Origin of the sequence: Glycomyces xiaoerkulensis (assembly GCF_002798405.1) — a bacterium.
Taxonomy (GTDB): Bacteria; Actinomycetota; Actinomycetes; order Mycobacteriales; family Micromonosporaceae; genus Glycomyces; species Glycomyces xiaoerkulensis.
This window is the reverse complement of sequence record NZ_PGGV01000027.1, coordinates 1-25443: the sequence shown is the minus strand read 5'-3', so window position 1 is coordinate 25443 and position 25443 is coordinate 1. Positions and strand designations below refer to the sequence as shown.

Here is a 25443-nt window from a genome sequence, read left to right as displayed (position 1 = left end):
CGATCAAGGGGGCCACGTGTCGCAGCTCAACGCCATCGAAACCGAAGGACTCACCAAGCGCTTCGGCGACCTGGTCGCGGTCGACGACATCGACCTGACCGCCCGCGAGGGAACGGTGCTCGGCGTCCTCGGACCCAACGGGGCAGGAAAGACGACCATGGTCCGCATGCTCGCCACCCTCTCCGAACCCACCGCCGGAACCGGGCGCGTCGGCGGCTTCGACATCGTCCGCGACGCCGCCCGCGTCCGCTCCCTCATCGGCCTCACCGGCCAGTTCGCGGGCGTCGACGAACTGCTCACCGGCGAGGAGAACCTCCTGTTCATCGGCAGGCTCCTCGGCGTGAGCCGCCGACAATCGCGCGAGCGCGCACGCGAACTGCTCGCCCAGTTCAACCTCTCCGACGCCGCCGACAAAGCCGTCAAGGCCTACTCCGGCGGCATGAGACGCCGCCTCGACCTCGCCGCGAGCCTGGTCGGGCGGCCCCGCATACTCTTCCTCGACGAACCCACCACCGGCCTCGACCCGCGGGCCCGCGGCGAGCTGTGGGACATGGTCCGGGGCCTGGTCAACGACGGCACCACCGTCCTGCTCACCACCCAGTACCTCGAGGAGGCCGACCAGCTCGCCGACGACATCGTCGTCATCGACCACGGCAAGGTCATCGCCACCGGCACCCCGAGGCAGCTCAAAGCCAAGATCGGCGGGCAGACCCTCCGGATGCAGCCCGACGACCCCGACGCAGTCGGCCAGGTCCGCTCGCTGGTGGCCGAGGGCTTCCCCGAACTCGACCCGGTCGTCGAGAACGGCACGGTGACCGTCGGCGTCAACGACGACACCGTCATGCCCGCGCTCGCCTCCATGCTCCGGACCCGCGGCATCCCGCTGTCCGAATTCCACCTGGGCCTGTCCAGCCTGGACGAGGTCTTCCTGACCCTGACCGGGCGCCGCGCCGAGCCCGAAGAACCCGAAGCCGCCGACGCCACCGAGGAGGAGCGATGACCACCGCGACCATCGCCGTCGAACCCACCGACGTCGCCGGAAGACCGGGCCCGGCCGCGACCGCCCGCCAGATCCTGTCCATGGCCTGGCGCCAGATGGTCCGCATCAAGCACAACCCGTTCGAACTGGTCGACCTCTCGCTGTCGCCGGTGATGTTCCTGCTGCTGTTCGTCTACGTCTTCGGCGGGCAGATGGCCGGCTCCACCGACGTCTACCTCCAGTACGTGCTCGGCGGCCTGATCGCCCAGAACGCGATCTTCCTGACCATGTACACCGGCACCGGCATCAACGCCGACCTCCGAAAGGGCGTCTACGACCGCTTCCGGTCGCTCCCGATCGCCCGCTCGGCGCCGCTGGCCGGGAAGATCTTCGCCGACATGTTCAAGCAGGTGTGGTCGATCGCGATCATGCTCGGCCTGGGCGTCCTCATGGGCTTCGAACTCCGCAGCGTCGTCGGAGCGCTCGCGGCCGCGGTCGTACTGGTGGTGTTCGCGCTGGCGATGTCGTGGTTCTCGGTCCTGGCCGGGGTCCTCGCCGATTCCGAGGAGAAGGTCCAGATCTACGCGTTCGTGCTCATCATGCCGCTGACGTTCACCTCCGACGCGTTCGTGCGGATCGAGACCCTCCCGGGCCCGCTGGAGGCCTGGGCCGAGGTCAACCCGGTGAGCCACCTGGCCAGGTCCATGCGGGGCCTGCTTTCGGAGGGGCCGGTCGCCGAGCCGCTGATGTGGACCACCGTCTGGGCCGCCGCGATCTTCCTGGTCACCGCCCCGCTGGCCATGCGTGCGTACAAGAGGAAGATGATTTAGGTGGAAGTCGAGGAGGGGAGCAGCCCGATGACCGAGACGCCGACGCCGCCGACCCACCCCGGGGAGATCCTGGCCGAGGAGTTCCTGGAACCGCTCGGTGTGACCCAGTACAAGCTGGCGCGCGCCCTAGGAGTTCCACCTCGCCGGATAAACGAGATCGTCCACCGCAACCGTCGTGTCAGCGCCGACACCGCCCTTCGCTTGGCAAGGTCCTTCGGCACTTCCGACCGTTTCTGGATGAACCTTCAGAATCGCTACGATCTGGAGGTCGAGCGAGATCGCCTCGGCAGCGAACTTCGCCGGATCACGCCGCTGGCCTGCGCCTGAGCGCAGGCCATGCGACGGGGTCGGGAACTCACGCGGCCGCGACGGTGAAGCGCATCCGGCGGTGCCGCGGCTCCTCGAGCTCGTCCACGATCGCCACCGCCATGTCCTCGGTGGAGATCCCGGAGACGCCTTCGGCGTCCACCAGGAGCTCGTCGCGGCCGAGCCGGTAGCGTCCACTCCGCTCGCCCGGTGCGAGCGCCGCGGGCGGACTCAGATACGTCCAGTCCGCGCGGCCCTCCTCCAGGCAGCGCCGGTGCTGGGCGGCGCCGGCCTCGGCGATGGCCAGCCACGCCTCACCGATGTAGCGCGGATCGTCCAGCACGGCCTTGCCGCTGTCGGGCACGGTCAGGGTGGCCGCACCTCCGACGATCAGCATCCGCACGCCGCTGGCGGCGGCACCGGCGAGGACCGCATCGGTCAGGTCCGCTTGCAGAGGCTCCCGGCCGGTCGGCGGGCGGACCGCGCTCACGGCCGCATCCTGCCCCGCGCACAGGGACGCGACGCGGTCGGCGTCGCCCGCGTCGCCGGTCGCGACCGCGGCTCCGGCGGGGACTTCGCGATCCGGGCCGCGGACCACGGCGGTCACCTCGTGCCCGCGCGCCACGGCCTCGCGGACGGTGACCGAGCCGACGTTCCCGGCGGCTCCGAAAACGATGATTCGCATCAGGGATTCCCTTCTCAGACTCGAGCCGGTTCGGGGCTCTGGATCTCCTTCGGCGGCGTCGGGCTCGGCTTCGCCTGGAGCTGGCTCAGGACCGTGGCGGTCAGGGCCACGGCGAAGCCCGCCGTCTGCCAGGGGGTGAACGTCTCTCCCAGCGCGGCCCAGCCGAGGGCCGCGGCGGTCAGCGGGGCCATCAGGGTCAGGAAGCTCAGCGGGACCACCGAGAGCCTGCCGATGCCCCGGAACCACAGCCAGTACCCCAGTGCCGTGTTCACCAGGCCCAGGTAGAGGTAGCCGACCGCGTTCGTGCCGGTGAACTCCGGCGGCGCGCCCTCGACCAGGAACGCGACCGGCAGCAGGAGCAGCCCGCCCGCGATCAGTTGCCAGCCGGCCAGCGCCGCCGGACCGGCGCTCGTCGGCAGGCCCCAGCGCTTGGTCAGCACCACCGCGAACGCCATCGAGACCGCTCCGCCGACGCCGGCGACCGCGCCGATCGCATCGAGTCTGGCCTCGGCGGTCAGGACCACCATCGCCACCCCGGTGACTCCGGCCAGGCCCAGCAGCCAGGTCCGCAGCCTGACCTTCTGGTGCAGGATGAGGATCGTCGCCCCGGCCGTGGCCAGGGGACCGGCCGCCGCGGCCACGGCGGCCACGCCGCCGGGCAGCCGGTAGGCCGCCAGGAACAGCAGGGCGAAGAAGACCGCGATGTTGAGCGCGCCGATCACGCTCGCCTTCCACCACCACCGGCCCTGCGGAAGCCGTCGCGCGATCAATGTCAGCAGGATTCCCGCCGGGAGCGCGCGGATCAGGGCGGTCAGCAGGGGGCGGTCGGGCGGGAGGAGTTCGGTGGTCACGATGTAGGTGGTGCCCCACATGACGGGTGCGAGGGCGGTCAGGAAGATGTCGCGGGTCCGCATGGATGCCTCCAGATAGCTTGCCATAAAGTAGCTTACTATCAAGATAATGAGACGCAAGATACTTTAGATTGATCTACATCACCGGAAGGTATCCGCGCGTGCTCGGGGCGGCCGGGGCACAATGTCCCCATGGCTGAACCGGACGCGGTCGATCGCATCGTCGAGCAGTGGAGCCGGGAGATCCCCGAGCTCCGCCTGGAATCCATGGCGACCTTCGGCCGCATCCACCGGGTCTCGGAGAAGCTCCGGATGCGGCTGGCCCGCGTCTACGCCGAGTACGGCATCGGCCGCAACGAGTTCGACGTCCTCGCGAGCATCCGGCGCTCCGGCGAGCCGTTCATCCTCTCGCCCAAGCAGATCGGCGCCAGCCTCATGCTCAGCTCCGGTGGTCTGACCGGCCGGCTCGACAAGCTCGAACGCGCCGGCCTGGTCGAGCGCCTCCCCGATCCGGACGACCGCCGCGGCCTCCGGGTCCGCCTCACCGAGCCGGGCATGGAGGCCGTCGAAGGGGCCGTCCGCGCCGGCCTCGGAGTCACCGAATCCGCCCTGTCGGCGCTGGAGTCCGACGAGCGCCGGCAGCTCGGCGAGCTGCTGCGCAAACTCCACGCCGCCTTCGAGGACGAGCCGCTGGGCTAGTCACCTCCCCTCGACGGCCGCCTTCAGCACCCGTTGCAGCGTGGCGGGATCGATGTCGTCCCCGCTTGAGAACCTCGGGTGCAGATAGCCGTGGAACGCCTCGCTGAAGCGGATGTAGCGGTCGACGGCCGGGCGCAGCCCGGGCGGATGCGGCCCGTCCTCGGCCTCACCGGCCCGCTCCAGTGCGGTTTCGACGGCGCCGACGCCCTCCGGAGGAAACGTCCCCAGGTCGGTGCACTCATCGGACGCCGCCCCGGAGCCGTCCGAGGCGGACCCCCGCGCGTTCGCGTCCTCGTACGGCTCGGGCCGGGTCGGCGCGAAACCGCCCCGTTCGAACAGGATCTGCTGGCTCCGGGCGCTGGTCAGGAACTCGGCCAGCGCCTGGGCGACCACGGGGTAGCGGCCGTGCGAGGTCACCGCGAGGCTCTGCCCGCCCAGGACGCCGACCCCGGGCAGCGGGGCGATGCCCACATCGAACTCGACCTCGTCGCAGGCGAGCAACTGGGGATAGGCGCTCGGCCAGTGCCGCAGGAAGGCGGTCTTCTCCTCTTTGAACGCGTCCAGGGACTCGGCCTCGTTGGACTGGAGCGAATCGCGCCAGATCAAGCGTTCGTCGATCTCCTGCTGCATCTCGTCGAGCGCGTCGGACGTGTCGTCGTCCTCGTCGAACTGGAGCAGGTCCTCGCGGACCGGTTCGGCCCCGTGGGAGATCAGGTACTCCCACACGTTGACGGTGAATCCCTCGTACGGCGCCAATTGCATGGCGATGCCGCCCTCGAGCCGGTCGTGGTCGGCCAGGCTCGCCTCGAGCACGCCCTTGAAACGCGTGCGGTCCTCCCAGTCGGCATCGGGGCTGCCGACGAGGTCCTTGTTGTAGTAGAGCAGACCGACGTCGGTGTTGAACGGCAGTGCGTAGACGGCCCCGCCGATGACGCCGGCCTGGAACGGCGCCTCCAGGAAACGGTCGTCGCCCAGATCGGTGAGCTCACGCAGGTGCCCCCGCTCGACGAACTCGGTGATCCACGGGAGGTCGAGGTTCACCAGGTCGATGTCGCGGTCGCGGGCTTGGAGGGCGGCGTGGATGCCGCTGTACTGCAGATCGGCGTTGTCCGGCAGTTCGCGCAGTTCGGCCCGGTGGTCTTCGCCGTAGAGGCGGTTCCAGAGGTCAACCAGTGCGGCCCGCTGGCCTCCGATGCTCTCGTCGCGTCCGGTGAGGACGGTCAAGGCGTCGCCGTCGGGGACCGTCTCCCAGTCGGCTTCCCGGTGCGCGTACCGGTTCCAGCCGATCGCGCCGCCCGCGCCGAGTGCGGTTCCGGCCGCGAGGGCGGCGAGGAGGCTCCGGCGGCCGATTCCCCGTCGGCGGGCCGGTTCGCGTGGCCGTTCAGACATCGCCGCCCCAGATCTGGTCGAGGAGCTCCTGGAAGGTGTCCTCCAGCGTTCGGGCCTGTACGTTCAGGCACCTGCCGCGGGAGGCCTGCGCCAGATCCCCGAGCCCGGTTTTCTCGCAGTCGGCCTCGCCGACGGTGATCGCCGACAACTGCACGTCGGTTCCCGACAGGTGCTCCGCCAGGCCGTCGAGGGTGACCTCGTTGACCTGGTCGTCGTTCTCGCCGTCGGTGAGGACCACCATGATCGACTGCACGTCGTCGCCGTCGCGCGAGTCGAGTTCGGCCACGCCTTCGGCGATGGTGAAGTACAGGGGGGTGCCCCCGGCGGGCACCAGGTTCGCGATCTCCCGCCTCGCCCGTTCGGAGTGGTCGCCGTCGGCCGGTCCGATGTCCACCAGCTCGTTCGGTCGCATCCGCTCGTCGTCGGGGAACGCCCACACGCCGAATTCGTCGTTCGGGCCGAACTCGAGCAGTGCCGCCTCGGCGCCGACCTTGGCGGCCTCGTCGAGGGGCGTGCCGTTCGGACCGGTCTGCTCCGCCATCGATCCCGAGGTGTCGATCGCCAGCAGGACCCGCGTGGGCTTCCTGGCGTTGCCGTAGTTCCGCAGCAGCTCCTCGATGCGTCGCGCCTCGGGGCCGTACGTGCTCAGTTCGGCGTCGGTATCGGCTTGGGAGCTGGAGCAGGGCGCCACCGGCTGGACTCCCTCGACCCGGATGCAGACTTCCGCCAGCGCCTCCCGCCCTTCGGGTTCGCCGAGCCACCGGACGAAGCCCTCGGCCGCGTCGGCACGCTCGGCCTCGACCGCCGGGTCGGCGGTGGCGGGTTGGTCCCAGCCGAGTCGCACGGCGCTGTAGTCCAGGCTGCCGGCGTCGGACGGATAGAGCGCGGTCAGTGCGGGCGGGGAGCTCGGCTGCGGACAGTCCGAACGCATCTGGGCGGCGTTGTAGAGCAGCATGGCCCGCTCGGTGGTGAGCACGGCGCCGGTCTCGTCCGACTCCCCGAGCTGGTGCATGCTGCAGAGCAGATCGTTCTCGTCGAGTTGGCCGAGTCCGAGCCGCTGGAAGGCGGCGTCGATGCGGTCCTCGATCGCGGAGTCGGGCGGGTCCAGTTGGTAGAGCCAGTTGAGGTGGTAGAGCCCGGTGAACGACAGCTCCGGGTCGGGGCGGACGACGCCGGTGTCCGAGCCGCTCAGCGCCTCGAAGACCGCCTCGGCCGGAGCGGACCCGGTGTCGAGGCCCTCGGGCACCGCGAGGACCAGTGGCGTGGAGCCGATCTCGATCGGATCCGACTCGAGCGGCGCGGCTTCCTCCGCGGTGCCGCCGACGAAGTCGATCTGCGCGGCCGATTCGGCGATCCAGACTCCGGGCCGCGGTCCCAGGAGCCGTACGGTGTCGGCGTCCCAGCCGGCGGCGTAGGCCGCCTGCGTCTCGGGCCAGGAGACGGGGAGAGCGGTGGCGCTCACCGTGCGGCATCCGCGGTCGTCGCGCTGCCGGCTCGCGTAGGCCTCGACCACCTGCGCGAATCCCGCCGACCCTTCGGAGGGCACCTGCACGGTCAGTTCGATGGGGTCGGGGCAGTCGGGGTTGATGGCCTCGCCGAGCTGATCCTGGAGGATCGTCAGGACCGCGGCCGCGAGTACCAGTGCGATGGATGAGACGGAGACGGACCTGCGGTGGCGCTTCACCCAGTTGCCGTGCGGCGGGGGGAATTCGGGCGGGGGCCGCCCGGATCGTTCCAGCATGAACCAGAGGCCGCCCCGGAGCGCGAGCGAGACCAGGGCCAGGGAGGCCAGGATCCAGGCGACGACCTTCATCGCCTCCAGTTCGCTCCCGGTCAGCCCCTCCGACAGGATGCCGATCAGGGCGAGGCTCAGGCCGAGGGCGGCGAATACCCCTCCGGCCGAGGAGGAGATGAACTTGGCTTTCTTCGATTCGGTTTCGGTGGGGGTGGGTTGCTTGTGTGCTTCCTTGGACACAAACGGCTCCGGATATCAGCGATATGGGCTCAGGGGATCAAGTGTACGCCCAATGTGCACATCGTCCGGATGCCGCAATCCCTCGGTTCCGTTTACCGTCCAAGTTGGATTTACTGAGTGGCGGTGCGCTCCAGGGCGGTGCGCATGGTCGCGGCGTCGAACGGTCCGTTCGCGGCGGCCTCCTCGGGCCTGAGCCGGCCCGCCGCGACCTCGCCGCACAACCGCGCCACCTCGGCCAGGTCGCGCGCCTGGCCGAGGGCCCACCGGTGGTCGCCGGGCTCGCCGTGGCCGGGCACCACCGTCGCGGGGCTCCGGCGCAGGAGGTGCGCGGCGGATCGCGCCCAGTGCTGGGGGAAGGCGTCGTCGTACTGCGGCGGTGCGCCGTGTTCGAACAGGTCGCCTGCGAACAGGACGCCCGCATCGGGGACCTCGACGGCCAGGTCGTTGTCGGTGTGCGCGGGCCCTGCTGGACGCAGGAGGGCGGTTCGGCCGCCGAGATCCAGCTCGACCGCCTCGGCGACGGTCCGGTTCGGCGGCACCAACCGGGAGCGGCCGAGGCGCTCGGCGGCCCGCTCGCGGCCCTCGCGCCGGTACTGGACGGCCATGCGCTCCCGCTGGACCTCCCCGGAGCCGACGTAGGCCGAGGCGTCGCCGACCGCCCAGACGGCGCATTCGCCGAACGCGGCGGTCCCGAACCAGTGGTCGTAGTGGTCGTGGGTGTAGGCGATCTGCCAGGGCAGCGGGGTCAGCTCGCGGACGGCGGCCGCGAAGGCGCGGCCGTGGTCGGTGTCGACGCCGGTGTCGATCACCAGGCAGCGGTCGTCGCCGACGACCAGTCCGAGTGACAGGTCCAGCTCCCGGCAGCGCCGCACCCACACCCGGTCGGCGACCCCCACCCAGCGGTCTTCCATGACCGTGATCGTATTCGGAGGGGCCGCCGCTCGGAGCGCGGAGTCGAGGCTCTACCGTCAGTGTGGGCGCCCTACCGATGGCGGTGTCGGAAATAGGATGGTTTATCCTTCTCGTCAGACAACGATTCGGTTACGGAATATTCCGCTTGATGTAAACCTTGCTCGTGTACATTCCAGGTGAATTGTCGCCCCATCTTTGTACGAAGGAGTACATCCCCCATGTACCTCAGTCGCCGCCGCCTGCTTTACGGATCCACGGGCCTAGCAGTCACAGCGGTGGCCGGATGCTCGTCGGACGAGGAGTCCGCCGAGCTCACCGGCTTTACCGGCATCTCGATGCCCACCACCACCTCCGAACGCTGGGTGATCGAAGGTGAGGCACTCGAGAACATGCTCATCGACGCCGGCTACGACACGATCCTCGAGTACGGCGAGGACGAGATCGAGGCCCAGATCGAGCAGATCCAGGGCATGATCGACGACGGCGTGGAGTTCCTCATCATCGCCGCGATCGACAACCAGTCCCTGGGCGAGGTCCTCGCCACCGCCAAGGACCGCGGCGTGACCATCATCTCCTACGACCGCCTCATCCTCCAGACCCCGGACGTGGACTACTACGCCTCGTTCGACAACTACCGGGTCGGAGTCCTCCAAGCCACGCACATCCTCGACCGGCTCAGCGTCGAGGAGAACTCGGGGCCGTTCAACGTCGAGGTCTTCTCCGGCTCGCCCGACGACAGCAACTCCCAGTACTTCTTCCAGGGCGGCATGGACACCTTCGAGCGCTACATGTACGAAGGCACCATCAACATCCGCTCCGGGGAGACCGAGCAGGAACCGACCTCCACGCTCCGCTGGGACGGCGTCCGCGCCAAGGACCGCATGACCGGGCTGCTCGAGGACCACTACGAGGACGGCGAGCTCCACGCCGTGCTCTCGCCGTACGACGGCATCAGCCGCGGCGTCGTCGCCGCGCTCGAGGAGGCCGGGTACATTCCCGGCACGGCCGACTTCCCCATCGTCACCGGGCAGGACGCCGAGGCGATCTCGGTCAAGGCCATCAGGGACGAGACCGGCCAGACCCAGACGGTCTTCAAGGACACGCGCGACCTGGCCGAGGTCGCCTTCGACATGGTCAAGCGCATCGTCGACGGCGGCAGTCCCGAGGTCAACGACCTCGGCACCTACGACAACGGCTTCAAGTTCGTCCCGTCCTACCTGCTGGAGCCGGTGAACGTCGACGCGTCGAACTGGGAGGAAGTCCTGGTCGAGAGCGACTACCTCAGCGAGGACGAGATCGACGAAGCCGAGGAGTGGCTGGAGATCTAAGCGGCGAAGAATTCCGCGGATTCCCTCGCCGGAGGTGTCGATTCGGCGGCGCTCCGATCGACCCAGGGGTATCAAGGGCGTAAACGAACCCGAAGGAGCAAGACCATGCGATACCTCATCAACGTAGTCCACGAAGGCCCGCTCGACCCGAAGCAGGTTCCCGCCGAGATGTACGAGGCTATGGGCGAGTTCGTCTCGGGGCTCGCCGCCGACGGCATCCTCGTCGACGCCGCGGGCCTGGAGCCGACCGACCGCGCCACCCGCGTCGACCTGCACGGCGGCGAGGTCAAGGTCGTCGACGGCCCGTTCGCCGAGGCGAAGGAATGGGTCGGCGGCTACTTCATCGTCCAGTGCCGCAGCCAGGACGAGGCGGTGGAGATCGCCAGGAAGTCGGTGGAGCTGCACCGCAGGCACGCCCCCGGTGTGGAACTCGTTCACGAGGTCCGCCGGATCGTGGACGAGGAGTGACCGGCCCGGCCGGTGTGCTTAGCTAGGCGGTATGCGGGCCGACGGAGTGACCACAGCGGTGGAGACGGTATGGCGGATGGAGTCCGCCAAGATCATCGCCGTCCTCGCCCGCACGGTCAACGACGTCGGCCTCGCCGAGGACCTCGCCGCCGACGCGGTCGTGGCCGCGCTCGAACAGTGGCCGGACGAGGGCGTCCCCGACCGGCCCGCCGCCTGGCTCATGGTGACCGCCAAGCGCCGCGCGGTCGACCGCATCCGGCGCGACCGGAACCTCAAGAGCAAATACGAGCGCCTCGCGCGCCGACTCGAGGCCGCCGGGGAGACCGAGGACCCGATCGGCGAGGCCGAACGCGAACTCGACGACGACATCGGCGACGAGCTGCTCCGGGTGATCTTCTGCGCCTGCCACCCGGTGCTCTCGGTCGAGGCCCGCGCCGCGCTCACCCTCAAGGCCGCCGCGGGTCTGACCACCGCCGAGATCGCCCGCGCCTACCTGACGAGCGAATCCACCGTCGCCCAGCGCATCGTGCGAGCCAAGCGCAAACTCGCGAAGGCGGGCGTGGCCTTCGAGGCCCCCGGCCCCGACGAGTTCGGCGAGCGCCTCGACGCGGTCCTGGAAGTCGTCTACCTGATCTTCAACGAGGGCTACACCGCCACCGGCGGCCGGGACCTCATGCGCCCCGAACTCTGCGAGGACGCGATGCGGCTGGCGCAGCGCCTGGCGGCCCTGCTGCCCGGCCAGCCCGAGGTCCTGGGACTGGCTGCGCTCCTGGACTTCCAGGCCTCACGCTCCCGCGCCCGCGTGGACGCCGAGGGCGAGCCGGTGCCGCTGCCGGACCAGGACCGCTCCAAATGGGATGGACTGCTGGTCCGGCGCGGCCTGTCTGCGCTCCACCGGGCCCGCGACGGGGGCGATGACGCCGGACCGTACCGGCTGCAGGCTGCTATCGCCGCCTGCCACGCGCGCGCGGCCAGGGCCGAGGAGACCGACTGGGTGCGCATCGCCGGGCTCTACTCGCGGCTGCTGACGGTGCAGCCTTCGCCGGTGGTGGCGCTGAACCGGGCCGTGGCGTTCGGGATGGCCTTCGGTCCCGAGCGCGGGTTGCGGATGGTCGACGAGATCGCCGACCTTCCGGCGCTGAAGGATTACCACCTGGTCCGCGCGGTGCGCGGCGAGATGCTCGAACGCATGGGGCGCAACACCGAGGCGGCAGGAGCGTTCGAAGAGGCCGCGGAGCTGACCGAGAATGCGCGCGAGAAGGCCCAGATGCTCCGGCGTTCTGCAGCTCTCAGACAGGCGAGTTGACTCTTTGTGGCGCAGCAGGTCGAAACTGTATACGTTGTCAGATCGTTATGCGACCTTTCCTCGCTTCGGCGCGTGTCCTGTTTGGTAGAGTGCTGAAGCCGATCGGGCCTCTTCTCCCCGGTCACGATGGCATTACTCCAACCCTCAACCGAGAAGCCACAACTTAGGAGAAACATGAACCGGACCCTTAGGCGGGTACTGGGACTGGCCGGCAGCGTGGTCGTAGGACTTGGCGGCGCGGTCGCCTTCGCTTCGGGCGCGCAAGCCCACCACCCCGTCGTCACCGGCGAAGCCGCCTGCACCGATGATGGCTGGAAGGTCACATGGACGGTCGAGTTCGTTGCACCGACCGGCGGGGAAGTGCCGATCGGCACGATTGAAGAGATCGACCCCGAAGATTCCGATCTCGATGCCGATCTAGTCGACCAGGCTGGCTATCACGGAGACACCGTGACCGGTGTTCAGACCTTCGACTCGTCGGTCACGGAAGCCAGCCTGAAGGTGAGAGCCTTCTGGGACTACCCGGATGATCACCATTGGGGCGATGTCAACGAGTGGAGCCAAAGAGGCCGCGTCACGGCGCCCTCTGACTGTGACCCCGACCAGGAACCCACCCCTGAGATCGGGCTCAGCGCGCAGAGCGACTGCTTCGGCATCGCGGTGACCGCTGACAACAACAACTCTGAGGCGCTGGCCGAGTTCACCTTCACACCAAGCGTCGGCGACCCCGTTGTCGGTACTCCCAAGGTCGGGGAGGAGTTCACGGAGTACTTCGCAGTCGAAGACCCTGAGGCGGGCCAGTCCGTGATTGTTTCGGTCGATGGCGAGGAGTTCGAGACGTACCAGTGGGACGTCACCGGCACCAACTGTGAGTGGGGCACCATCTGGGAGACTTGCGACGGTCTTGAGTTCGAGCTGGCCATCCCCGAGGACGCTCCCTCGACGACCTTCACCTTCGCTCCGAGCAACGGTGAGGAGCGCGTCGTCGAGCTGGCTCCGGGCGAATCCGTGACCGAGCTCTTCGAGGCCTCCGGCGATGAGCTGACCGTTGCGTACGTCATCGACGACGGCGAGGACGCCTACGAGGGCGAGGCTACCTGGACCAAGCCCGAGGACTGCGAGGAAGTCCCCGGGGAGGAGACCACCCCGGTCGCCGATGAGCAGCTCCCGTCCACCGGGTCGAACCTGACCATCATGGTCAGCGCCGCGGCCGCCCTCGTGGCCGCCGCCGCCGTGCTGTTCTTCATCGCGCGCCGCCGCCGGGCGGCCGCAACCGACTGGTAAGCCGATCCCGTCCGTGGGAATCGACCACCGGTTGATCTGACACAAGGGGGCTCGCAGCCGAACGGCTGCGAGCCCCCTTCACATCGGTGTTCAGGCCACGCCCACCAGCCGCAGCAGCGCCGTGGTCGCTGCGGCGGCCACGACCACCACCGCCAGCGGCGCGCGCTTCCAGGCCAGTGCGCCGCCGACGAGCACGCCCGCCGGGAGCGCCCAGCCGGCCCACGAGCCCTCCACCAGGAACGTGGAGGTCACCGTCAGCGCCAGGAGCACCACGGTCGCGCCCGCCTTCACCACCTTCTCGGTATACGCCGAGAGCGTCATCCGCTTGCGCAGCAGAGGCCCGGAGAGCCGGATGAGGTAGGTTCCGACCGCCAGCGCGAAGATCGCGGCGAGCATCGTCATCGCGCCTCCTTCGTCCCGCCGCGCCACATCACGACCAGTCCCAGCAGCGCCAGCAGCACCGGCAGACCCGCGGGGAGGAAGAGGCTCGTGCCCAGGGCGACGCCCGAGCCGACGATTCCGGCGGCGAGTGTGCGCTTGTCGCGCAGTCCGGGGATGACGAGCGCCAGCAGGATCGCCGGGAGCGCCGCGTCGAGCCCGAGCGTCTCGGGGTCGGCGATGAACTGCCCGGCCAGCGCCCCGACGACCGTCCCGATGTTCCAGGTGACGAACAGGGTCAGCCCCACCGTCCAGAACGCGGTGCGTGCCCGCCTCCGGTCGTCGCCGGCGGCCAGCGCGAACGCGGTGGTCTGGTCGAGCAGCAGGTGTGTGCCCACGAGCTTGGACCGGAGACTGGTCCAGTAGATTCCGCCGACGGCCATCCCATAGGGCACGTGGCGCAGGTTGAGGATCAGGCCCGCGGCGACCCCGGCGAGCAGGCCGCCCCCGGTGGTCATGATCCCCATCGTCGCGAACTGGGAGGCCCCGGCGAAGACCAGGGCCGACATGGCGCTCGACTGCCACCAGGGGACCCCTTGGGCGGAGGCGATCGCGCCGAACGAGATCGCGGCCACGAAGATCCCCGCGGCCAGAGCGGCGACGTCCCGCAGCAGGGCGCGGTCGGCGCCGCGGAGAAGACTGGTGAGCACCGACCGAGTATGCCTCGCGGGCGGTGGCCGCACAAACGGAAAAGGGCGCGGCCTGGCGGCCGCGCCCTCACACAGGTCGGTTCCTACACCTCGTAGTACAGGTCGAACTCGTGCGGAGTCGGGCGGAGGCGGATCGGGTCGATCTCGTTCTCGCGCTTGTACTCGATCCAGGTCTCGACCAGGTCCTCGGTGAACACGCCGCCCTCGGTGAGGAAGTCGTGGTCGGACTCGAGGCTGTTCAGCACCTCGTCCAGCGAACCGGGGACCTGCTCGATGTCGCCGTACTCTTCGGGGCCGAGCTCGTAGAGGTCCTTGTCGACCGGCGTCGGCGGCTCGATCTTGTTCTTGATGCCGTCGATGCCGGCCATGAGCATGGCCGAGAACGCCAGGTACGGGTTGCTCGACGGGTCGGGCACGCGGAACTCGACGCGCTTGGCCTTGGCGTTGGAGCCGGTGACCGGAATGCGGGTGCACGCTGACCGGTTCCGCTGCGAGTAGACCAGGTTGACCGGGGCCTCGAAGCCCGGCACCAGGCGCCGGTAGGAGTTCACCGACGGGTTGGTGAACGCCAGCAGGCTCGGGGCGTGCTTGAGCAGGCCGCCGATGTAGTAGCGCGCGGTGTCCGACAGGCCGGCGTAGCCGGTCTCGTCGTAGAACAGCGGGTCGCGGCCCGACCAGAGGCTCTGGTGGGTGTGCATGCCGGAGCCGTTGTCGCCGAACAGCGGCTTGGGCATGAACGTCACCGTCTTGCCCGCGCTGTGGGCGGTGTTCTTGATGATGTACTTGAACTTCTGGAGCTGGTCGCCGGCGTGCAGCAGGGTCGAGAAGCGGTAGTTGATCTCGGCCTGGCCGGCGGTGCCGACCTCGTGGTGGGCGCGCTCGACGGTGATGGCGGCGTCCTCGAGGTTGGTGACCATGCGGTCGCGGAGGTCCGCGAAGTGGTCGACGGGGCCGACCGGGAAGTACCCGCCCTTGTGGCGCGGCTTGTAGCCGAGGTTGCCGCCCTCTTCGTCGCGGCCGGTGTTCCAGGCGCCCTCGATCGAGTCGATGTGGTAGAAGCCGTGCTGGGCGGCGGTTTCGAAGCGGATCGAGTCGAAGATGTAGAACTCGGCCTCGGGCCCGAAGTAGGCGATGTCGGCGATGCCGGAGCCGGTGAGGTACTGCTCGGCCTTCTTGGCGATGTTGCGCGGGTCGCGGCTGTAGGCCTCGCGGGTGAAGGGGTCGTGGATGAAGAAGTTCAGGGCCAGCGTCTTCTGCTCCCGGAACGGGTCGACGAAGGCGGTGGCGACGTCGGGCAGCAGGAGCATGTCCGATTCGTGGATCTCCTGGAAACCGCGGATCGAGGAGCCGTCGAACGCCAGGCCCTCTTCCAGGGTGTCGGCGTCGAACGACGAGGCCGGAACGTTGAAGTGCTGCATGACGCCCGGCAGGTCGCAGAAGCGGACGTCGATGAACTTCACGTCGTGGTCACGGACATATCCGAGGAGCTCATCAGGGCTTGAAAACACGGAGGTGTTCCTCTCGGTAGGTATTGAGCTAACTCATGGCTCGCATGCTTCGCCATGACTGCGCGCACCGACGCCGCTGTCGACATCGCGAGTATTGGGCAAGACGCTATCCGCGATCAGTTGCCTCAGCGTAAATCGATTGTTTCGCGTGTGTTACTTGACGCGCCCGCCGGTGTAAAAATTCCGATGTAGGCACAGCTCAGCGCACCGGCCGGGGCCTGCGCGAGGCCTGGCCGTAGACTCGCCCCATGACGAGCGGACGCGGCGGCGAACCCGCCGGGCACGACCTGGCCGGCCTCGGCGAGCGACTGACGGCGCTGTTCATCGACTGGATCGCGTGCCTGGTGATCACCTATCTGGCGGCCTGGCTCGGCCTGGCCGAGATCCGCTTCTGGGGCGTCAACCTCACCACGCCGCTGCTGTTCGTCGCCTACTACGGCTTCAGCCTCGGTGTCGGATCCCAGACCCTCGGCATGGCGATCATGCGGATCGCCTGCGTGCCGGCCGAGGGCGGCGACCGGCTCGGGTTCCTCCGGGCCCTGCTCCGCGCCATGCTGCTGTCGGTGGTCCTGCCCGCGCTCACGGCGCTTGTCGACCCCTTCCACCGCGGCCTCCACGACCGCGCCGCCCGGTCGGTGATGCTGAAGGCGCCCCGAGCTCAGAGTCGCTGAATCCGCTTGACGAGCATCTCCGAGGGCGCCGCGTACGCGTCGTGTCGGCGGGCCCGCTCGGCGACCTCCCGGTCGGAGGAGACCACCACCACCGGTCGGCCCTTCGGCTCCACCCGCGCCAGGTCCACCACCACGTCGTCGGCGATCTCGCCCTTGGCGCTGAACAGCACCCGCACCCCGCGGGCGCTCGGCTTGGCCCCGAAGATCGGGTCGGACCCGTCGAAGACCACCGTGATCTCCGCGTTCGTCTGCGCCGCGATCGCGCCCAGGGCTTGCACCAGCCGGTTGCGCTGCTGCTCCAGCGTGAGCGTGTCGCCCCAGGCGCTCATGGTGACGTTGTAGCCGTCGACGATCAGGTGCGGATTCGGCAGCGACAGCAGGTGGTCGAGCCGCTGCGGGTCTGTCGGTTCCAGGCCGCGGGAGCCCTCGTCCTCCCGCGTGTCGGGTTCGGCGCAGCGCTCCTCGGCCACGTACTCCGCGGGGCGCTCGTCCACCGGGTCCAGGCCCAGTTCGCGCCGCAGACCGGAGGCGGTGCCGGTGAGCGTCTCCATCAGCAGCCACAGCCGCGAGGACGCCAGCCGGTCCGATTCCCGGTCGGCCCGCCGCAGGCCCTCCAACTGGTCCCGCAGCGCCCCCGCCTCGGCCTCCAGCCGCCGGCGCTCGGCGCGGCGCTCGGAGTCGGACTTCCGCAGTCGGCCCCGCTCGGCGGCCAGGTCGCCCGCCGCCTTCTCGGCCCGCTCCTCGGCCTCCCGCAGCTCCCGCCGGGCCCGGCGCAGGTCCTCCTGCAGCCGGGACGCGGCCGAACGCTGTTCGTTCAGCGCCCCGCGCAGCTTCCGGTTCTCCTTCTCGGCGGCGGCCAGCCGCTGCTCCAGCCGCGGGTCGGCGCGCTCGGCGCCGGGCGCGGCCCCGGCCTCCTCCTGGATCGCCTCGGCCGAGGCGGCCACCACCCGCTCCCAGCCGTCGGTCCGCAGCAGGTAGGCCAGCGCGGCGACCTCGGCCGGGTCGCTCATCGCCGAGATCTCCTCGCCTTCACGGAGTGCCTTGACCAGCGGTGCGTCGGTGGAGGCGAGCACCTCGGCGAGCCCGGCGCGGAACCGGTCGTCGTCGGCCAGTTCGTTGGCGATGGCGGTGCGGGCGAGCTTGGCCCGCTTGGCCGGATTGAACTTGAGATAGCGCCGCAGTTTGGCCGGCACCCGTCCCTGCGGCAGGCCCGGCATCGCGGCTGCGGCGATCTCGACGGTTCGGCGGCGCACCGGTTCGGTGAGGAAGACCACCGCCGGTTCGGATTCGTCGCCGGACTCGGACCCGTCGTCGCCGCTCGTCATGGACCCCAGTGTGCCACCGGAGCCGCTCGCGACGCCGGTCGCAGGGGCGATTCACCGCCATGCGGGACCGGCCGCCGACAGGTCACCTCCGATTCCCTCCGAATCCACCGTGCCGTGTCAAACTGGGACGATCATGGAGGGGGTCATGATGAGTCGAACACTGCTGGTCACGAACGACTTTCCGCCTCGCAAGGGCGGCATCCAGACCTTCGTGCACGGCATGGCCCTCCGCCTGCCGTCCGAGGATCTGGTCGTCTACACCTCATCGGCCCCCGGCTGGAGGGAGTTCGACGCCGCCCAGCCGTTCGATGTGGTCAGAGACCGCGCCTCGATGCTGCTGCCGACCCCGCGCGTGGCGCGCGCGGTCACCGCCGTCGCCCGCGAGCACCGCTGCGACCGGGTCTGGTTCGGCGCGGCCGCCCCGCTCGGCCTGCTCGCCGCGCGCCTGCGGCGCGACACCGGCATCGAGCGGGCCATCGCCCTGACCCACGGCCACGAGGTCGGCTGGGCGATGATGCCCGGCACCCGGGCCGCGCTCCAGCGCATCGCCGGTTCCCTGGACGTCATGACCTACCTCGGCGGCTACACCTACCGGCGCCTCGCCCCGGTCGCCGGGCATCTGACGAGGCTGGAGCAGCTCACGTTCGGGATCGACACCGAGATGTTCAACCCCGACGTCGACGGCGCCGAGATCCGCCGCCGGTACGACCTCGGCCGGCGGCCGGTGATCGTCTGCGTCTCCCGGCTGGTGCCCCGCAAGGGCCAGGACAAGCTCATCGCCGCCCTGCCGCACGTGCGCGAGCGGGCCGGCGAGGACGTGCGGCTGCTCGTCATCGGCCGCGGCCCCTACGAGAAGCGGCTGCGTCGCCTGACCCGGGCCCACGGCGTCGAAGACGCGGTGACCTTCACCGGCGCGGTCCCCGAAGGGGAGCTCGCCAGGCACTTCGCCGCCGGGGACGTGTTCGCGATGCCGTGCCGCACCCGCCGCCGCGGCCTCGACGTCGAGGGCCTGGGCGCGGTCTTCCTGGAGGCCGCCGCGAGCGGCCTGCCGGTCATCGCCGGGGACTCCGGCGGCGCGCCCGACACGGTCCTGCACGACCAGTCCGGCTGGGTCGTCGACGGCCGCGACGTCGGCGAGATCGCCTACCGGCTGACGCAGGTGCTCACCGACGACGCCCTGGCGCGGAAGTTCGCCGCCGCCAGCCGCGAGTGGGCCTGCCGCGAATGGACCTGGGCCCGCCAGGCCGGGCGGCTCGAAGCCATGCTCAACGGCGAAACAGTCTAGAACTTCGGCTGGTCCGGGGCCTCCAGCAGTCCCAGCTTCAGCGCCGTCATCAGCGCCTGGGCGCGGTTGCCGGCACCGAGCTTCTCGTAGAGCTTCGAGATGTGGGTCTTGGCGGTCGACTCCGAGACGTAGAGCTGCTTGGCGATGCCGGCCACCGACAGGCCGTCGGCGAGGAGCTTGAGCACCTGCGATTCGCGCGGCGACAGTTGCGGGCCGGACGGGGTCAGCCGCCGCTGCATCGCCTCGGCCAGGTCCGCGGCGCTGAACGCGGTCGGATTCGACGAGGCGTGCCGGGCGGCCGAGACCACGTCGCTGGAGGGGGCGCTCTTGGGGACGAAGGCGCTCGCGCCCGCGTCCAGGGCCCCGAACAACTGGTCGTCGCCGGCGTACATCGTCAGCACCACGATGCCCATGCTCGGGTGGGTCTTGCGCAGCTTCCGGGTCGCTTCCAGGCCCGAGCCGTCGGGGAGGCGCAGATCCATGATGACCACGCTGGGCATCAGCGAGGTGGCCTGCCGCAGCGCCTCGGCGGCGGTGTCGGCCTCGCCGACGACCTCGAACTGCGGGTCGCGGTCGAAGGCGTGCCGGAGGCCCTTGCGGATCAGGTCGTGGTCGTCGACGATCAGGACCGTCGTGGTCTGACCGGTCGGTTCAGGCGCAGCAGCAGTCATTCGTCTCTCTCCTCATCGGCTACCTCGGGCCGCGCGGCGGACCCGACGGGCGCGGTAGTGGTCTGTTCGGTTGCGGCCATGCGGTCGGTGGCGGCCCACGTCTCCGTTCCCGGGTGGGCCGGCGTCGTCTGCGGGGTCGGCCGGGCGGAGGCGTTGAGCACGACCGCCACGGTGGTGCCGTGGGGCTGGCGGGGCCGGATCTCCAGCGAACCGCGGATGCGCTCGGCGCGCTCGCTCATGATCGCCAGGCCGTAGCGGCCCTCGGCGGCCTCGCCGGCCAGTCCCTGACCGTCGTCGGTGACCTCGATCCGGGTGTACGGAGGGTCGACCTCGCAGGTGACCCAGAGGTTCTCGGCGCGAGCGTGCTTGCGCGCGTTCGTGATCGCCTCCTGAGCGATCCGCAGCAGCTCGGCCTCGGTGCTCGCCGGCAGCCGCGCGCCGCCCTCGTCGAGCGACAGGTGCACCCGCAGCCCGGCCGAAGCCCCCACCGTCCGAGCATAGTCCGCGATCGCCGATGCCAGCCCCCCTTGGCGGTCGACGTTCGACCGCAGCTCGAACAGCGAGAACCGCAGCTCGGTGACGAGCCGGGTCACCTCGCTGCGCAGGTCCTCCAGCTCGACGGTGGCCTCGCCGGCGTCGGGCGGGAGGACCGCCATCGCGTTGTCGATGCCGTAGCCGAGCATCGCCAGCTCCTGGGCGATGCCGTCGTGGATTTCGCGGGCCAGCCGCTGCCGCTCCTCGGTGGTCGCCATCGACCGCACGTCCTCGAACAGCAGCGCCGTCTCCAGGCGGAGTGCCGCGCCCTTGGTCTGGTCGGCGGCGAGCGTGATCGCCTCGGCGCCGAACGCGGCCGGGTCGTCCGACTCGATCGCGACCAGGCCCACCGTGCGGCCCTCGGCGATCAGCGGGATCACCAGCGACGCCACCGGACCCTGCGTGGAGCGCGACAGCGGCAGTTGGCCGGCCTGCGGCTTCTGCCCGGCCCAGGCGTCGGCCAGGAGCGTGTTCAACTGCGGGGAGGTCTCCCAGTCGACCCGCTCGTCGGCGTGCTGGGACAGCACCACCAGGCGCCTGCCGGAGGAGGCGGCCAGCACCGCGACCCGGTCGGCCCCCGGGATGCGCCCGACGGTGTCGACGATCTCGGTGGCGATCCCGCCCGGGTCGAGCGTCGATCCGGGAAGCTGCCTGGCGACCACGCGCAACTGCGTCAGCAGCGCCGCGGCCTCGGCATACGGCAGTTTCGAGTGCGTCTGGTCCGAGCGGCGGAACCGCCGCAGCCACCAGGCGCCCACCGCCGCCGCCAGCCCGAAGGCGAGCGCGACGGCCACCGTGGTGACGTAGGTGCCGCGGTCGAAGGCCGACACGCGCGGGGTCTGGATGAGCAGCCCCACCGCCGCGACCGCCACCAGCGCCGGCGGCCCCCAGATCCGGAACCTGGCGTACCCGGCCGGCTCCCCGGGCGCGGAGGCCTCGAAGGCGGCGGTGGCGAACGGCGCGATCAGGTACGGCAGCATCCACGCCGGAAGGCCGCCGGTGGCGAGGGTGCCGAGGACGACCACGACGACCTCGGCGAGCCTGCCGGCCGGGGCCAGGATGCGGTGCCGGGGGAGGGCGACGCCGGGCAGCGCCGCGAGCGCGAGGACGCCGCACCAGGTGGCGGCCGGAACGATGCCGACCGACGCCCATCCGAAGACGGCGACGAGGACGAACAGCACCGCCCGCAGTGCCACGGCGGGTAGACGCCACTGCCGTTCCAGCACCGCCTCCTCGCTCATGGAGCCTCGCTAACTCTTCTCGGAAGAACTCTTCTCGCTTCGCCGCGCCTCTTCGTAGAGCGCATTGATCTCGTCTGAGTATTTTTTCATGACCACGTGGCGTTTGACCTTGGTCGAGGGAGTGATTTCTCCGGTATCTTCGCTGAGTTCGGCGGGAATCACTCGGAAACGCTTGATTTGCTCGGCCCGTGAGACCGTCTCGTTGGCCCGGTCGACGGCCTTTTGCAGCTCTTCTAGCAGGTCATCGTCCTCTCGCGCGTCTGCGATCGGCGTCCGGGGGTCCTTGCCGTGGCGTTCGAGCCAGTCCGGCAGCATCTCCCCGTCCAGCGCGAGGAGCGTGCCGATGTAGGGCCGCCCCTCGCCGACGACCATCGCATAGGCGATGAGCGGATGCGAGTCCATCACCTTCTCCAGTGGTGCGGGGGCGACGTTCTTGCCCCCGGAGGTGACGATGATGTCCTTCTTGCGGCCGGTGATGGTGCAGTAGCCGTCGTCGTCGATCTCGGCCAGGTCGCCGGTGGAGAACCAGCCGTCGGCGTCGAGCACCTCCGCAGTCTCGGCGTCGTTGTTCCAGTAGCCCTGGAAGACCTGCGGCCCCTTGGACTGTAGCTCGCCGTCGTCGGCGACGCGAAGCGCCGTTCCCGGGGTCGGCCGCCCCACCGAGCCGATCTTGATGGCGTTCTCGAGGTTGAGCGTGAGCACCGGCGCGGTCTCGGTCAGGCCGTATCCCTCGTAGATCGTCACCCCGACGCCGCGGAAGAAGTGCCCCAGCTCCTGGCCCAGGGCCGCGCCGCCCGAGACCGCGCCGAAGCACTCGCCGCCGAGCGCGGCGCGCAGCTTGGAGTACACCAGTACGTCCCACAGCTTGTGCCGCAGTTTCAGCCGCAGTCCGGGACCGGCGGGCGTGTCGAGGGCGCGGCTGTACTCCTTCGCGCAGACGGCGGCCTTTTCGAACAGGTGGCCCTTCCCGCCGTCGACGGCCTTCTGGTAGGCGTTGTTGTACACCTTCTCGAACACCCGCGGGATCGCCAGCAGCGTGGTCGGCCTGACCACCGGCATGATCTGGGCCAGCTTCGACCGGTCCGAGAAATGCGCCAGGGCGATGCGGGACTCGATGGCGCCGACCTGCAGGATGCGGGCCAGGACGTGCGCCAGCGGCAGGAACATGAGCATCCGTGCGTTCTCGTGCAGGATGTTGGGGACCTCGGGCAGGACGTTGCGGATGTCGGCCAGCAGGTTCCGGTGGGTGAGCATGCAGCCCTTGGAGCGGCCGGTGGTGCCCGAGGTGTAGATGATCGTCGCCAGGTCGTCGGCCTTCCGGGAGGTGCGGCGGCCCTCGATGTCGACCTCGGCCTCGGCCCCGGACTCGGTCAGCGTCTCCACCGCGCCCTGGTCGATCGTCCAGAGGTTCTCGACCTCGGCGCCGCAGCCCTCGACGAGCTCGCGGTTCTCGCCGGTCTCGACGACGGCGGCCACGGCTCCGGAATCGGAGATGACCCATGCGGCCTGGTCGGCCGAGGAGGTCTCGTAGATCGGCACCGTCACCGCCCCGGCCGTCCAGATCGCGTAGTCGAACAGCGTCCACTCGTATCTGGTGCGGGACATCAGCGCGACCCGGTCGCCCGGCTGGATGCCGGCCGCGCTCAGGCCGCGGGCGACGCCGACCACCTGGTCGCGGAACTCGGCGGCGGTGACCTCCTCCCAGGTCGCCCCGTCGTCGTATGTGCGCAGGTACAGGACGCTGCCGGGGTGGTTCTCGGCGGAGTCCCACAGGGAGGTCACGGTGTTGTCTTCATCGGGCACAGTCACCACGGGGGGGACGGCGAACTCGCGCATGGGCAGGCTCCGTTCGACTTGCCGGTTCTCGGCACTGAAATTCGGCTTACCAGTATGTTACCGGTGAGTCACTCCGTCCTTGCGGCCGGACTGTGAGCTGAACCATGATGATAGTCCGACCCGGTGGGAAATGCGACGTCGGACGCCCGACCCGGAGGGAACGCTGATAGACCGGCCGATAGCCACCACCGGTAACCATGCCGTAAAGTCTGGCGTTGGCCCGCAGCGTCGCGGAGAATCTTAAGCATCCTGTTCGCTAGTCCGCTGGAGGGACAGCAGTGAGTCTGACTATCGGGGTCGACATCGGGGGGACCAAAGTCGGCGGCGGCCTCGTCGACGAAGCCGGCAACGTCCTCGCCACGGCCCGCCGCCCCACCCCGGCGGACGACACCCCCGGCGTCATCAGCGCGGTCAAGGACGTCGTCGACGAGCTGCGCGCCGACCGCGACGGCATCGAAGCGGTCGGCATCGGCGCCGCCGGCTGGATCTCCGCCGACCGGTCCACGGTCATGCTCGCCCCCAACCTCTCCTGGCAGGACGAGCCCCTGCGCGAGAAGGTCGCCGAGGCGACCGGCCTGCCGGTCATCGTCGAGAACGACGCCAACGTCGCCATCTGGGGCGAGCACCGGTTCGGCGCCGCCGCGGGCTTCCGCTCCTCGGTCCTCTACACCATCGGCACCGGCGTCGGCGGCGGCATCGTCGTAAAGGACTACCTGCTGCGCGGCACCCACGGCGTCGCCGCCGAGATCGGCCACACCCTCATGGTCCCCGACGGCCGCGAGTGCGGCTGCGGCCGCCTGGGCTGCCTGGAGCAGTACGCCTCCGGGCGGGCCCTGACCCAGGCCGCCCGCGAAGGCGCCGACCGGGAGCCCGACAAGGCCGCGCTGATGCTCAAGCTCGCCGGCGGCGAGGCCGACTCCATCACCGGGCGCCAGATCTCCGAGGCCGCCCGCGACGGCGACGAGGTCGCGCTGGCCGCCTTCGACTCCGTCGGGTACTACCTCGGCAATTCCGCCGCGGACATGGTGCAGTTGATCGACCCCGGGGTGATCATCATCGGCGGCGGCGTGGTCGACGCCGGCGATCTGCTGCTCGAACCGGTCCGGCGGCACTTCACCGCGGCCCTGTCCAAGCGCGCGACGCTGCCGGTGGCCGAGATCAAGGCCGCCGTGCTCGGTTCCAAGGCCGGGGTCATCGGTGCGGCCGACCTGGCCCGCAGCCGCGGCTGAGGCGAACGCGAAACGGGGCCGCGGGTTGTGTCCGCGGCCCCGTTGTCGTCCGGTGGTTAGCAGATGTCGATGCTGGCGTTGCCGGAGAGGTTCCAGGTGGAGTTGTCGGCGCAGGGTGATTCGCGGACCGAGGTGTTGTTGACCGTCAGGGTGATGTCGGTGTCGCGGGTGTTGGCGAATTCGCTGCGGGCGGCGATGCGGACTTCGCCGCCGCCGTCGACGGTGCCGCCGGCGATGGTGTAGTTGTAGCAGTTCTCGATCAGGATGGCGTTGTTGCCGTTGCCGGCCAGGTCGACCTGGCCGATGCGGACGCCGCCGGATTCGGAGACGCAGAAGATGCCGCGGCCGCCGCCGCGGGAGACGACCCGGTCGACGTAGATGTTGGTGGCGTAGGAGCCGTCGGCGAGCCTGCCGGCGCGGTTGGCGGTGCGGAAGGTGGCGTAGCCGGTGCCGGAGGCGACGTTGTCGCCGTCGACCAGCCCGATGTTGGCGTTGCGGGTGTTGTTGAGCAGCAGGCCGGCGTAGGCGGTGTTGCGGGCGACGACGGTGCCGATCTCCAACCCGTCGACGTTCCAGGTCTCGACCCCGTGGTTGCCGGCGCCGTTGACGTAGACGTAGTCCATGGTCACGTTGGAGCTGGCCGGTTCGTCGCGTTCGAAGCGGATGCCGATGCCGCCGTCGAGGTTGAGGTTGATCTGGCCGAGGTGGAGGCCGTTGTTGCCGAAGAACCGCATCCCGAAGTACGGGTCGCCGGTGAGGTCGAGGTGGGGGATGGACACGTTCGAGGTGTTGGTCGACTCGATGGCGCCGCGGCCGCCGTTGTTGCCGGCGTTGATGGTGCCGCAGCCTTCGAAGGTGCGGTTGCTGGGGATCCAGATGGTGCTGCCGCCGATGGAGCCGGAGGCCATGACTGAGACGCGTTGGCCGTTGCCGAGGGCGTCGACGGCGGTCTGGATCGCGGCCCGGTAGTCCCCGCCGGTGTAGACGGTGCTGCCCCCGTGCTGGGCGGTGTAGTTCCCACTCGAGCCGGTCACGGTCGCATC

The 25443-nt window shown here is 69.9% G+C and carries 23 protein-coding genes and 1 pseudogene; 11 read left to right on the top strand and 13 right to left on the bottom strand.

Annotated elements, in window-relative coordinates; genetic code table 11:
* The first annotated feature begins 16 nt into the window (after nucleotides 1-16).
* The 3 genes from CUT39_RS08825 to CUT39_RS08815 are packed head-to-tail and all read left to right on the top strand — an operon-like array spanning nucleotide 17 to nucleotide 2136.
* A complete protein-coding gene (locus CUT39_RS08825; RefSeq protein ID WP_100445659.1) occupies nucleotides 17-1000 on the top strand; it encodes an ATP-binding cassette domain-containing protein in 984 nt (327 codons plus the stop codon).
* On the top strand, nucleotides 997-1809 hold the full coding sequence (locus tag CUT39_RS08820) for an ABC transporter permease (protein WP_100445657.1): 813 nt from the start codon (nucleotides 997-999) through the stop codon (nucleotides 1807-1809). Before CUT39_RS08825 ends, CUT39_RS08820 begins: the two co-directional genes overlap by 4 nt.
* Before the next feature lie 27 nt (nucleotides 1810-1836).
* Nucleotides 1837-2136: a HigA family addiction module antitoxin gene (locus CUT39_RS08815; RefSeq protein ID WP_100446105.1), complete on the top strand. Its 300-nt coding sequence runs from the start codon at nucleotides 1837-1839 to the stop codon at nucleotides 2134-2136.
* A gap of 28 nt (nucleotides 2137-2164) precedes the next feature.
* Here CUT39_RS08815 and CUT39_RS08810 read toward each other — a convergent pair whose 3' ends face one another.
* Together CUT39_RS08810 and CUT39_RS08805 are read right to left on the bottom strand one after the other, a co-directional pair.
* Nucleotides 2165-2800 carry an NAD(P)-dependent oxidoreductase gene (locus CUT39_RS08810; protein ID WP_100445655.1) on the bottom strand — a complete coding sequence of 212 codons (636 nt, stop codon included), beginning with the start codon at nucleotides 2798-2800 and terminating at the stop codon, nucleotides 2165-2167.
* A gap of 14 nt (nucleotides 2801-2814) precedes the next feature.
* On the bottom strand, nucleotides 2815-3738 hold the full coding sequence (locus tag CUT39_RS08805; RefSeq protein WP_232805674.1) for an EamA family transporter: 924 nt from the start codon (nucleotides 3736-3738) through the stop codon (nucleotides 2815-2817).
* Between the two features lie 105 nt (nucleotides 3739-3843).
* Here CUT39_RS08805 and CUT39_RS08800 point away from each other — a divergent pair, with 105 nt between their 5' ends.
* Entirely contained in the window at nucleotides 3844-4350 is a 507-nt protein-coding gene (locus tag CUT39_RS08800) for a MarR family winged helix-turn-helix transcriptional regulator (RefSeq protein ID WP_100445651.1), read from the top strand.
* Here the strand turns inward: CUT39_RS08800 and CUT39_RS08795 are convergent, their stop codons facing one another.
* From CUT39_RS08795 to CUT39_RS08785, 3 genes are all read right to left on the bottom strand, one after another.
* Nucleotides 4351-5739 carry an extracellular solute-binding protein gene (locus tag CUT39_RS08795; protein ID WP_100445649.1) on the bottom strand — a complete coding sequence of 463 codons (1389 nt, stop codon included), beginning with the start codon at nucleotides 5737-5739 and terminating at the stop codon, nucleotides 4351-4353. It abuts the gene before it with no gap.
* The gene (locus tag CUT39_RS08790) at nucleotides 5732-7714 is read right to left on the bottom strand and encodes a vWA domain-containing protein (RefSeq protein WP_100445647.1); all 1983 of its coding nucleotides are present in this window, start codon (nucleotides 7712-7714) and stop codon (nucleotides 5732-5734) included. Before CUT39_RS08790 ends, CUT39_RS08795 begins: the two co-directional genes overlap by 8 nt.
* 110 nt (nucleotides 7715-7824) lie before the next feature.
* Entirely contained in the window at nucleotides 7825-8625 is an 801-nt protein-coding gene (locus tag CUT39_RS08785) for an MBL fold metallo-hydrolase (RefSeq protein ID WP_100445645.1), read from the bottom strand.
* Nucleotides 8626-8844: 219 nt separating this feature from the next.
* On the opposite strand from CUT39_RS08785, the gene CUT39_RS08780 reads away from it, so the two are divergent.
* The 4 genes from CUT39_RS08780 (at nucleotide 8845) to CUT39_RS08765 (ending at nucleotide 13012) form a co-directional block, all read left to right on the top strand.
* On the top strand, nucleotides 8845-9954 hold the full coding sequence (locus CUT39_RS08780) for a substrate-binding domain-containing protein (RefSeq protein ID WP_100445643.1): 1110 nt from the start codon (nucleotides 8845-8847) through the stop codon (nucleotides 9952-9954).
* Nucleotides 9955-10059: 105 nt separating this feature from the next.
* Complete coding sequence (locus CUT39_RS08775) at nucleotides 10060-10422, top strand: YciI family protein (RefSeq protein ID WP_100445641.1); 363 nt, start codon at nucleotides 10060-10062, stop codon at nucleotides 10420-10422.
* A gap of 31 nt (nucleotides 10423-10453) precedes the next feature.
* Entirely contained in the window at nucleotides 10454-11728 is a 1275-nt protein-coding gene (locus tag CUT39_RS08770) for an RNA polymerase sigma factor (protein WP_100445639.1), read from the top strand.
* Nucleotides 11729-11902: 174 nt separating this feature from the next.
* Nucleotides 11903-13012 carry an LPXTG cell wall anchor domain-containing protein gene (locus tag CUT39_RS08765; protein ID WP_157930565.1) on the top strand — a complete coding sequence of 370 codons (1110 nt, stop codon included), beginning with the start codon at nucleotides 11903-11905 and terminating at the stop codon, nucleotides 13010-13012.
* Between the two features lie 90 nt (nucleotides 13013-13102).
* On the opposite strand, the gene CUT39_RS08760 is transcribed toward CUT39_RS08765, so the two are convergent.
* From CUT39_RS08760 to glnA, 3 genes are all read right to left on the bottom strand, one after another.
* Nucleotides 13103-13414, bottom strand: a complete 312-nt coding sequence (locus CUT39_RS08760; RefSeq protein ID WP_100445635.1) for an AzlD domain-containing protein — start codon at nucleotides 13412-13414, stop codon at nucleotides 13103-13105.
* Nucleotides 13411-14100, bottom strand: a complete 690-nt coding sequence (locus tag CUT39_RS08755; RefSeq protein WP_198586994.1) for an AzlC family ABC transporter permease — start codon at nucleotides 14098-14100, stop codon at nucleotides 13411-13413. The genes CUT39_RS08760 and CUT39_RS08755 overlap by 4 nt, the downstream gene beginning before the upstream one ends.
* Nucleotides 14101-14183: 83 nt before the next feature.
* On the bottom strand, nucleotides 14184-15608 hold the full coding sequence (gene glnA, locus CUT39_RS08750) for a type I glutamate--ammonia ligase (RefSeq protein ID WP_100445633.1): 1425 nt from the start codon (nucleotides 15606-15608) through the stop codon (nucleotides 14184-14186).
* A 248-nt stretch (nucleotides 15609-15856) separates the two neighbouring features.
* On the opposite strand from glnA, the gene CUT39_RS08745 reads away from it, so the two are divergent.
* A complete protein-coding gene (locus tag CUT39_RS08745) occupies nucleotides 15857-16279 on the top strand; it encodes an RDD family protein (RefSeq protein WP_100445631.1) in 423 nt (140 codons plus the stop codon).
* On the opposite strand, the gene CUT39_RS08740 is transcribed toward CUT39_RS08745, so the two are convergent.
* Entirely contained in the window at nucleotides 16267-17604 is a 1338-nt protein-coding gene (locus CUT39_RS08740) for an NYN domain-containing protein (RefSeq protein WP_100445629.1), read from the bottom strand. The two genes, CUT39_RS08745 and CUT39_RS08740, sit on opposite strands and share 13 nt — an antisense overlap.
* Before the next feature lie 148 nt (nucleotides 17605-17752).
* On the opposite strand from CUT39_RS08740, the gene CUT39_RS08735 reads away from it, so the two are divergent.
* Nucleotides 17753-18889, top strand: a complete 1137-nt coding sequence (locus CUT39_RS08735; RefSeq protein WP_100446101.1) for a glycosyltransferase family 4 protein — start codon at nucleotides 17753-17755, stop codon at nucleotides 18887-18889.
* On the opposite strand, the gene CUT39_RS08730 is transcribed toward CUT39_RS08735, so the two are convergent.
* From CUT39_RS08730 to CUT39_RS08720, 3 genes are read right to left on the bottom strand one after another with little or no spacing between them, the layout of a single operon-like run.
* Nucleotides 18886-19560: a response regulator transcription factor gene (locus CUT39_RS08730; protein ID WP_100445627.1), complete on the bottom strand. Its 675-nt coding sequence runs from the start codon at nucleotides 19558-19560 to the stop codon at nucleotides 18886-18888. The two genes, CUT39_RS08735 and CUT39_RS08730, sit on opposite strands and share 4 nt — an antisense overlap.
* Entirely contained in the window at nucleotides 19557-21335 is a 1779-nt protein-coding gene (locus CUT39_RS08725) for a sensor histidine kinase (protein ID WP_100445625.1), read from the bottom strand. Before CUT39_RS08725 ends, CUT39_RS08730 begins: the two co-directional genes overlap by 4 nt.
* A 9-nt stretch (nucleotides 21336-21344) precedes the next feature.
* The gene (locus tag CUT39_RS08720; protein WP_100445623.1) at nucleotides 21345-23171 is read right to left on the bottom strand and encodes an AMP-dependent synthetase/ligase; all 1827 of its coding nucleotides are present in this window, start codon (nucleotides 23169-23171) and stop codon (nucleotides 21345-21347) included.
* A 278-nt stretch (nucleotides 23172-23449) separates the two neighbouring features.
* Between CUT39_RS08720 and CUT39_RS08715 the strand changes: the two genes are divergently transcribed.
* Complete coding sequence (locus CUT39_RS08715) at nucleotides 23450-24400, top strand: ROK family glucokinase (protein WP_100445621.1); 951 nt, start codon at nucleotides 23450-23452, stop codon at nucleotides 24398-24400.
* 56 nt (nucleotides 24401-24456) lie between these two features.
* Here CUT39_RS08715 and CUT39_RS08710 read toward each other — a convergent pair.
* A pseudogene (locus CUT39_RS08710) lies at nucleotides 24457-25443 on the bottom strand (carbohydrate-binding domain-containing protein); the annotation flags it as partial.